This window comes from Aliiroseovarius sp., from assembly GCF_030148435.1.
Lineage (GTDB): Bacteria > Pseudomonadota > Alphaproteobacteria > Rhodobacterales > Rhodobacteraceae > JASBTN01.
Genome location: NZ_JASBTN010000089.1, coordinates 23,363 through 31,116 on the forward strand (window position 1 = coordinate 23,363; position 7,754 = coordinate 31,116).

The 7,754-nt window shown below is 56.8% G+C and carries 9 protein-coding genes, 1 tRNA gene and 1 pseudogene; 7 read left to right on the forward strand and 4 right to left on the reverse strand.

Annotated elements, in window-relative coordinates:
• Positions 1-172 precede the first annotated feature (172 nt).
• From Q1V43_RS16555 to Q1V43_RS16565, 3 genes and pseudogenes are all read left to right on the forward strand, one after another.
• A tRNA-Ser gene (locus tag Q1V43_RS16555) sits at positions 173-262 on the forward strand.
• A 232-nt stretch (positions 263-494) separates the two neighbouring features.
• Positions 495-638: pseudogene (locus tag Q1V43_RS16560) on the forward strand (IS6 family transposase); the annotation flags it as partial.
• A 396-nt stretch (positions 639-1,034) separates the two neighbouring features.
• Positions 1,035-1,415, forward strand: coding sequence for a hypothetical protein (locus tag Q1V43_RS16565; RefSeq protein WP_300520531.1), 381 nt, complete (start codon positions 1,035-1,037; stop codon positions 1,413-1,415).
• A 534-nt stretch (positions 1,416-1,949) separates the two neighbouring features.
• On the opposite strand, the gene Q1V43_RS16570 is transcribed toward Q1V43_RS16565, so the two are convergent.
• From Q1V43_RS16570 to Q1V43_RS16585, 4 genes are read right to left on the reverse strand one after another with little or no spacing between them, the layout of a single operon-like run.
• Positions 1,950-3,059, reverse strand: coding sequence for an Mrp/NBP35 family ATP-binding protein (locus Q1V43_RS16570; RefSeq protein ID WP_300520534.1), 1,110 nt, complete (start codon positions 3,057-3,059; stop codon positions 1,950-1,952).
• Positions 3,060-3,104: 45 nt separating this feature from the next.
• The gene (locus tag Q1V43_RS16575) at positions 3,105-3,308 is read right to left on the reverse strand and encodes a hypothetical protein (protein ID WP_300520536.1); all 204 of its coding nucleotides are present in this window, start codon (positions 3,306-3,308) and stop codon (positions 3,105-3,107) included.
• Complete coding sequence (locus tag Q1V43_RS16580; protein ID WP_300520538.1) at positions 3,308-3,499, reverse strand: hypothetical protein; 192 nt, start codon at positions 3,497-3,499, stop codon at positions 3,308-3,310. The genes Q1V43_RS16575 and Q1V43_RS16580 overlap by 1 nt, the downstream gene beginning before the upstream one ends.
• A gap of 1 nt (position 3,500) precedes the next feature.
• Positions 3,501-4,421 carry a TauD/TfdA family dioxygenase gene (locus Q1V43_RS16585; RefSeq protein ID WP_300520541.1) on the reverse strand — a complete coding sequence of 307 codons (921 nt, stop codon included), beginning with the start codon at positions 4,419-4,421 and terminating at the stop codon, positions 3,501-3,503.
• Positions 4,422-4,642: 221 nt separating this feature from the next.
• Here Q1V43_RS16585 and dsrA point away from each other — a divergent pair, with 221 nt between their 5' ends.
• The 4 genes from dsrA to tusC all read left to right on the forward strand — a co-directional run.
• Positions 4,643-5,923, forward strand: a complete 1,281-nt coding sequence (gene dsrA / locus Q1V43_RS16590) for a dissimilatory-type sulfite reductase subunit alpha (RefSeq protein ID WP_300520543.1) — start codon at positions 4,643-4,645, stop codon at positions 5,921-5,923.
• Positions 5,924-5,947: 24 nt separating this feature from the next.
• Positions 5,948-7,030: a dissimilatory-type sulfite reductase subunit beta gene (dsrB, locus tag Q1V43_RS16595; protein ID WP_300520546.1), complete on the forward strand. Its 1,083-nt coding sequence runs from the start codon at positions 5,948-5,950 to the stop codon at positions 7,028-7,030.
• 30 nt (positions 7,031-7,060) lie between these two features.
• Positions 7,061-7,441 carry a sulfurtransferase complex subunit TusD gene (gene tusD, locus Q1V43_RS16600; protein ID WP_300520548.1) on the forward strand — a complete coding sequence of 127 codons (381 nt, stop codon included), beginning with the start codon at positions 7,061-7,063 and terminating at the stop codon, positions 7,439-7,441.
• A 4-nt stretch (positions 7,442-7,445) separates the two neighbouring features.
• Positions 7,446-7,754 (forward strand): sulfurtransferase complex subunit TusC (gene tusC, locus Q1V43_RS16605; protein WP_300520551.1); only part of this gene is annotated, 309 nt, incomplete at its 3' end.

A 7,754-nucleotide genomic window follows, 5' to 3' on the forward strand; every position in this document is an offset into this window, starting at 1 on the left:
TTGAACCCAACTGCCCTGATCGGGGCTTTCACCCCTTGTTGCGCGCAGTCTAGCGGGCGACTGTGCCGCTGAAAAGACCGCGCCGTGCATTCGGCGCAAATCAGCCCGCTTTTCGGTCTTTCATATTCCGGCAGGTCGGGCTAACCCTATGCGAATACGACCCGCACCCCCCGGAGGAGTGGCAGAGTGGTCGAATGCACCGGTCTTGAAAACCGGCGTGGGTGAAAGCCCACCGTGGGTTCGAATCCCACCTCCTCCGCCACTTGCCCCTGTCTCAGTTTTCCCCGCAGAATTGGTTTTGATTTCTGCCGTCATTCCGGGCGGTTGCGGGGGCGTGTTTTGAACTGAGACTCACCGTGAGTCTGATCTTCCCTTGATAATCTCGGAAGTCTCAGAGGCCTGTTTTTGCCGGTGGGGTTTGAGACAGGGTTTCCCTGGGTATTGTCAGAGAAACTTGGGTTGAAGCGAGTAGGGCGTCCACTTAGCCTTGTTGGATGACCAAACGCTCCCCTTTTCGTTACTTCAAAACGAGTCCGAAGATCATCCGCCTGGCGGTGATGTTGTACGTCCGGTTTCCCCTTTCGTTGCGCGACGTGGAAGATTTGCTTCACGAACGTGGCATCGATGTGAGCCACGAAGCTGAGCTACCCCCTGAAAATCGGACACTGACGTAAGCTACGATTTGTTGTCTGCTGGTCTTCGACGAGAAGGAGATCAGAGATGTCGAAACGGAAGAACCATTCGCCTGAGTTCAAGGCGAAGGTGGCGCTCTGGCCACCAAAGGGCCACACGGCACCGTTGCGGGCCAAGTAGCAGGTATTCCGTTTGCCGTTGAATATGGGAAGCATTCGGGAAATACTGAAGGCTGATTGGCCCCTGCTTCACCGGCACCCACAAATACAGTCTTTAAAAAACTCGGTTCATTGACCGCCTGAAAGGAACTTTTGAGAATGCGTTTTCAAATATTTGCTCTAGTCACCGCCGGTGTTTTGGCGGGCTGCTCCTTGCCAGATGAATCCCAAAAGGATGGGGTCATGACCATCCCCTATCAAGTTGTTGACGTACTGCCCGATGCGATACGAAACGGGGAAGCTGGATTCACCGGAGTAATTATTTATGGGGATCGAGGATATACGGGATTGGTTGGAGATGCGCCCTATCCAAATACGAGGGTGAACGGTTATCCAGTGGGTAAATGCCAAAAGCGGCGAGCAATTGTTGTGCCGTTGGAGCCGGGTCAACATATAGGTTCCCCTCACTCAGAGAATAATGTCGAACTTTCCATTGCGCTGCAAGAGGGAGATGTGGCGTATTTTCGGTGCAATTTCATGAGGATCGGTGGAATTCTGTTTCCCCCGGCGGTGCTCGATGCAGCAGATGCAGAGACCACGTACTTGGTCGTCAACAACCAATAAATTAGCGTGATCGACGGATTGATGAGCTATGCTTATGATGCCTGTGCCTTGCATCAATGCCCCCTCTGAAGTTCGTTCTATGCTTCAATATTCACCAATCGTGAGAATGGCAAAGGCTTGTAAACCGCAAAATGGAATTAGTGGTCAAGTGGGAGGCGTAGGTGTTCTTTTGCAACCTGTAAACCGAGGAGCGGGCGATCTTCAATTTCCGCGCAATGGCTGTTGGCATCATGCTTTGAGCGCGTAGTTCAGCAATCCGTTTTTTTCGATTGTAGCCGGATGCCTTTAAAGGGACTGTCCTTGCCTTCGCAAGAGCTGCATCGATGCCTTCTAATTGTCGTGCTTTACGCAGCTCAGTTTCGAATTCACCGATCGCCCCAGCATATTGAAGAACTATCGACCTTGCCGCGTGCTGAGCCAACTTAAGGGGCAGTGGCTCTGTCCTAACTGAGACTGGTTCGAATTAGTCTGACAACTCCCTTGGTTGAGCTCGGCCGACGGAATCGTCTTGAGGCTCCCCGCGCAGCGTTCTGGTCAATCCTCGTCGTCCTCCGGGAACAAGCGTGTTGCGACCTTGAGTGCGATATCGCGGTAGGTTTTTGCATGTGGCCCGTCGGGCTCTGCGACGACCACGGGCGTTCCCGCGTCCGAAGTCTCGCGGATCGTCATGTGCAGCGGCACCGCGCCAAGGAAAGGGACACCAAGACGGTGGGCGTCTTGCTCTGCTCCGCCGTGGCCAAAAATGTCAGAGGGCTTTCCACAGTGCGGACAGATGAAGGTCGACATGTTTTCGATGATGCCAAAAATCGGAACATCGACATCCTTGAACATCCTGAGCCCTTTGCGTGCATCGATGAGCGCAAGGTCCTGGGGTGTGGAGATGATGATGGCACCCTGCAGGGGAAATTGCTGCGCCATGGTCAACTGCGCGTCCCCGGTGCCCGGTGGCATGTCCAGAACCAAAACATCCAGCTCGCCCCAGTTCACTTCCCGTGTCATCTGCATGAGAGCGGTCACGACCATTGGGCCACGCCAGATGATCGGCTTGTCCTGGTCCATCATATAGCCCATCGACATGGTCTTGAGCCCATATTTTTCGATCGGCATGACCCGGTCGTCCACAACGTCAGGCCGGTTCTGAATGTTCAGAAGGCTGGGCATCGAAGGACCATAGATATCCGCATCAAGCAGCCCGACCTTCAGGCCAAGCATCCGCAGGCCGAGCGCCAGGTTGGCCGCTGTCGTGGACTTGCCAACCCCCCCTTTGCCTGAGGCGACCGCGATAATTGTCCTGATGCCGGGGATCGCCTCGGAGTGCGGGCGCATGTCGCGGCCAGGCGCTTCCGTCGGACGTTTGCGCAGTTTCGGGGGCTCGGGGGGTGCCGGCTCGGACGCCGCCGCACGTTCGGCGGTCAGGATGACGAGGAGGTTTTCGAGCCCATCGAGTGTTTCCAGCTGCTCCTCGATCATGGACTGAACTTCGCGAAGGTCGCCGGTAAACCCCTCGGGCACATTTACGGGCACGATGACCTTTCCGCCGTCCACGGTCACTTGATCGGGCCGGACCATTCCCGAGGTCAGCAGGTCAGTCCCCTGGCCAGACGGGACAAGCAGGGAGAGCCGGGTCAGGATAGCCTTTTTCATGTCTTTCCTTCGTTGATTGAATTGTGGTGGAAACGGGCGGCATTGTCACAGGTCATCGGCCGCGGCATTCATTGCGTCGGCCAGCCCCTTTGCGGAGTCGGCATCGAGATCAATCTGAGTGATGCGCTTTCCTTCACGGAGGACCAGACGCACCATGGACAGGCCGCTTTCGAAATCGATGCGTTTCAATGTGGCCTTGCGGCGGTAGGGCAGGTCGAATTCCGCAAGGTCTGTCAATGTGTCGGCCATCAGGACAGTCCCCGCGTGAAAGCCGTTTCCAGCACCCATTGCCAGTTCCTGGGAGTGTCCCGAAAGTCCGGTTTTACATCGAACTCCAGGAACATTTGTCCGGATTCACCCGCGTGTTTCACAAGCTCGGTCAATTCCTTGAAAGTGGATACATCCGGGTGGCCGATTATCAGGTCACTAAGCTGTGCCATCTCATTCCTCCGAAAGGCGTTCGTGGAAGCGGATACGCAACATGGTGCGTGCGTTTTCCGTTCCGGTACTGTTGTCGAAGCCGGTTCTGTTGTGAAGCACGTTGTTGCTCACGATCCCCTGGCCCGGCTCGAGGCGCAGACTTCGGATCGAGGGGTCATCACTTTGCAGCCATTTCCCCAGCCATGTCACGGCCTGCCTGGTTGTCGCGTCATCGCGCCACAGGATGGAACGTGTCCGGGCGGTATAGCGCATCTGGAGCCTCCCGGACGCCGTGTCGGCAAAAAAGACAGGACCGACCGACACCGGACGAAGGGTGCCATCGGGTTCACGGTTTTCCGGAATTGTCATCGCCTCCGGGTGCATGAGTGCCCGCACAAATTCGGGGTTCTCCTCCCGTAGTCGCAAATAGGCCATTTCCGGGTCGGCCACCCGGTTTTCACCGCCATGTTCCGCCTGCTGGTGGCAATGCAGGATGAAAGCTTTCACCGGGGACGGGGCAGGGCTGTAATACCCGTCGGTGTGCCAGTTCAAAGGCCGGTTTGAATAAGGGATGTACCCCTGTTTGGAAGCGTCTGACGACGGGCGAAGGGCAACCACGCCCCAGTCACCGGCCGAGCGGTGCTGCTCACCCAGAGAAAATCCGAGACTGCGCGAGAACGTGGTAAGAGCTTCGCAGGCACCGTCGAGCGTGCCTTCATTCGCCGCGACCCGGTACAGGGCAAAGTTCGAGATCGCGCATCTTGCCTTGAGCTCGTTCAGGGCCCGGCCGTTGCAGGTGGCGAGCGAATCCAATTGGACCTCCGGGCACACCGACAACCGCGTTTGCAACCGCTTCTTTACATCGGACCAGGCCTCGAAAAGGCCTTCATCCGTCAAATCCTCCCATCGGAAGCGTTTGAGAATTTTTCTCTCCGTGTCCATGGCCCGCAGAAAATCCCTTGTTCTCAACCTGTTCGAGCATGTTGCGATGCGGCGAAGGAATGCTGCAGCGCAATATTCGTTCGTTCATGCAACCTCATATTGCCATATATTACAATATTCTTAAAATGTGATGTGTAAATCTTTCTGAGATACTCGTCATCTGGATCCACGGTGGTCAGGAAAAGGATGCACGGGGACGCCAGGAAAACTGGGAGGAAGTCATGAAAGACGATGACATCAAGAACGGCGACCGGGAGGTTCATCCGACACCGCAGCTCGACGAACTGGAGGACGGGCCCTGGCCCAGTTTCGTGACCGGGCTCAAGCGTCTGCGGGATGAAGGGGCTCCGGGAAACCAGAAAATGATGAACGACCTTCTGGGGCAGCTCAACCATTCCTACGAGAACAGGATGGGATACTGGAAGGGCGGCACCGTATCGGTCTTCGGCTACGGCGGTGGTATCATCCCGCGCTTCTCGGAAGTTGCCGAGAAGTTCCCGGAATCAAAAGAATTTCATACGCTTCGCGTTATGCCCCCCGCCGGATTTCACTATACGACCGACATTCTGCGAAAGCTTTGCGATATCTGGGAGGAGCATGGTTCGGGTTTGATTGCCTTTCATGGGCAATCTGGTGACATCATGTTTCAGGGCTGTACGACCGAGAACACGCAAAAGGCGTTCGATGACTTCAACGAAATCGGGTTTGACCTCGGCGGGGCCGGCCCTGCGTTGCGGACGGCCATGTCCTGCGTTGGCCATGCGCGCTGCGAGCAGTCCTGCTATGACGAGGTTCGGGCACACCGGTCAATCATCAACAGCCTGCTCGACGAAATGCACCGCCCTTCCCTTCCCTACAAGTTCAAGTTCAAATTTTCGGGCTGTGCCAATGATTGCGTGAACGCGATCCACCGTGCCGACTTCGCGGTCATCGGGACGTGGCGTGACGAGATCAAGATTGATCAGGAGAAGGTGAAGGAACACGTCAAAGAAAAAGGGCGCAGGTACACGACGGATACCGTCCTCAAGATGTGCCCTACCCGTGCGATCTCCTTGAACGACGATGACACGCTTGAGATCGACAACAAATCCTGTGTGCGCTGTATGCATTGTATCAACGTCATGACTAAGGCGCTGAGCCCGGGCGATGATCGCGGCATCTCGATCCTGATCGGCGGCAAACGCGCGCTGAAGATCGGGGATCTCATGGGCATCATGGTCGTCCCCTTCATGAAGCTCGAGACCGATGAAGATTTCGAGAAACTGGAGGAGTTTGCCGAGAATGTCGTCGAATTCTTCGCGGACAATGCGCTCGAACACGAGCGGGTAGGGGAAACGATCGACCGGATCGGTCTGCCTGCCTTCCTCGAAGCGCTGGAAATCGAGCCGGATCCGAACATGGTCAACCATCCGAGGACGTCCTGCTACGTGCGGACGGACGATTTCGATGAAGAGGCCGACAAGTGGTTCGCGCGTCAGGCAACTGATCAGGTTGCCGAGTAGTCCGGCGGGAAAAGGGAGGAAACAATGAGCGATCAGTCAAGCAAACCCCGTGTCCCCGATGAGGTCGGCGTCCCGGATCCGTTCCAGTACATGCACCCGGTTCTGAAGGCCAACTACGGGAACTGGGATTGGCACGATCGCCCACGCCCCGGCGTTCTGCGCCACGTGGCGAAGTCCGGTGACGTGATCTATACGGTCCGTGCCGGGACACAGCGTCAAATGGATGTCTTCACCATCCGCAGGCTTTGCGACATCGGGGACAGATACGCGGATGGCCATGTGCGTTTTACCACGCGGTCGAACATCGAATATCTGGTCGCTGACGAAGCCAGGGTTGCCCCGCTGATCGGCGCACTCAACGAAGCGGGTTTTCCCGTCGGCGGGACCGGTGCCAGCGTGTCCATGGTCAGCCACACCCAGGGCTGGTTGCATTGCGACATTCCAGGCACAGACGCGTCGGGGGTCGTGAAGGGTTTGATGGACATGCTGCATGACGAGTTCGTGCAGGAAAAGATGCCGAACCGGCTTCGTATCACGACCTCATGCTGCCAGATCAACTGCGGTGGCCAGGGGGATATTGCGGTCAACGTGCAATACACCAAGCCTCCGAAGATCAACCACGATCTGGTGGCCAATGTCTGCGAACGTCCCGCTGTCGTGGCCCGTTGCCCGGTGGCGGCGATCCGGCCTGCCATGGTGGATGGCAAACCGTCGCTTGAAGTCGATGAAAAGAAATGTGTCTGCTGTGGCGCCTGTTATCCGCCCTGTCCACCGATGCAGATCAACGGCGATGATTCCACCAAGATTGCGGTCTGGGTTGGCGGCAAGCACTCGAACGCGCGCTCGAAACCGAGCTTTCACAAGCTGGCCGTCGCGAACCTGCCGAACAACGCGCCGCATTGGCCAGAGGTCAAGGACGTCGTTCGCCGCATCGTCGAGGCCTACAAGAGCGACGCCCAGCACTGGGAACGGATGGGGGAGTGGATTGACCGGATCGGCTGGAAACGCTTCTTCGAAATGACGGAACTGGCCTTCACCAAACACCATCTCGACACGTGGACCGGCGCACGAAAGTCCATGAATATGTCGGCACATCTGCATTTCTGAACCGGGAGCAAGAGAGCATTGAAGATTGGAGTGGTTGTCAGCGAAGGGCCCTATACCCATCAGGCCGCCGACACGGCCTACCATTTTGTCAGGTCAGCCCTTGCGAAGGGGCATGAGGTGCCGCGAGTGTTCTTTTACCACGACGGCGTAAACGTCTCGACCCGCCTGAGTGTTCCGCCTCAGGACGAGCGCCACATCCAGAAGAACTGGACGGCGCTTGCGCAGGAGCATGACATCGACCTGGTGGTGTGTATCGCGGCCGCCCAGCGGCGCGGTCTGCTGGACCGGAACGAGGCAGAGCGCCAGGGCAAGGACGCAAACAACATTGCCGAGGGTTTTCGGATTTCCGGCCTTGGGCAACTGATAGAAATGGGCATCCAGACGGATCGCCTCGTGACGTTCGGGGATTGAAGCCATGTCAGAGGTCAAGAAGTTCCTGTATGTAAACCGCAAAGCCCCCTACGGCACGATCTATGCTCTGGAAAGCCTTGAGGTCGTCCTTATCGGCGCGGCATTCGATCAGGATGTTTCGCTGGCATTCCTGGATGACGGCGTGTTCCAGCTGACCAGGGGACAGAACACCGAAGCCATTGGTGTGAAAAACTTTTCTCCGACGTTCCGGGCGCTGGGCGACTATGATGTCACGAAGCTCTACGTCGAGAGGGAATCGCTTGAAGAGAGGGGGCTCTCCGAGGGTGATCTGCAAGAGATCATGTACGAGGAC

Coding starts and splice junctions, on each gene's coding strand:
- dsrA (WP_300520543.1), top strand. CDS start 4,643: ATGAAAGACGATGACATCAAGAACGGCGACCGGGAGGTTCATCCGACA.
- dsrB (WP_300520546.1), top strand. CDS start 5,948: ATGAGCGATCAGTCAAGCAAACCCCGTGTCCCCGATGAGGTCGGCGTC.
- Q1V43_RS16580 (WP_300520538.1), bottom strand. CDS start 3,499: ATGGCACAGCTTAGTGACCTGATAATCGGCCACCCGGATGTATCCACT.
- Q1V43_RS16575 (WP_300520536.1), bottom strand. CDS start 3,308: ATGGCCGACACATTGACAGACCTTGCGGAATTCGACCTGCCCTACCGC.
- Q1V43_RS16570 (WP_300520534.1), bottom strand. CDS start 3,059: ATGAAAAAGGCTATCCTGACCCGGCTCTCCCTGCTTGTCCCGTCTGGC.
- Q1V43_RS16565 (WP_300520531.1), top strand. CDS start 1,035: ATGACCATCCCCTATCAAGTTGTTGACGTACTGCCCGATGCGATACGA.
- Q1V43_RS16585 (WP_300520541.1), bottom strand. CDS start 4,421: ATGGACACGGAGAGAAAAATTCTCAAACGCTTCCGATGGGAGGATTTG.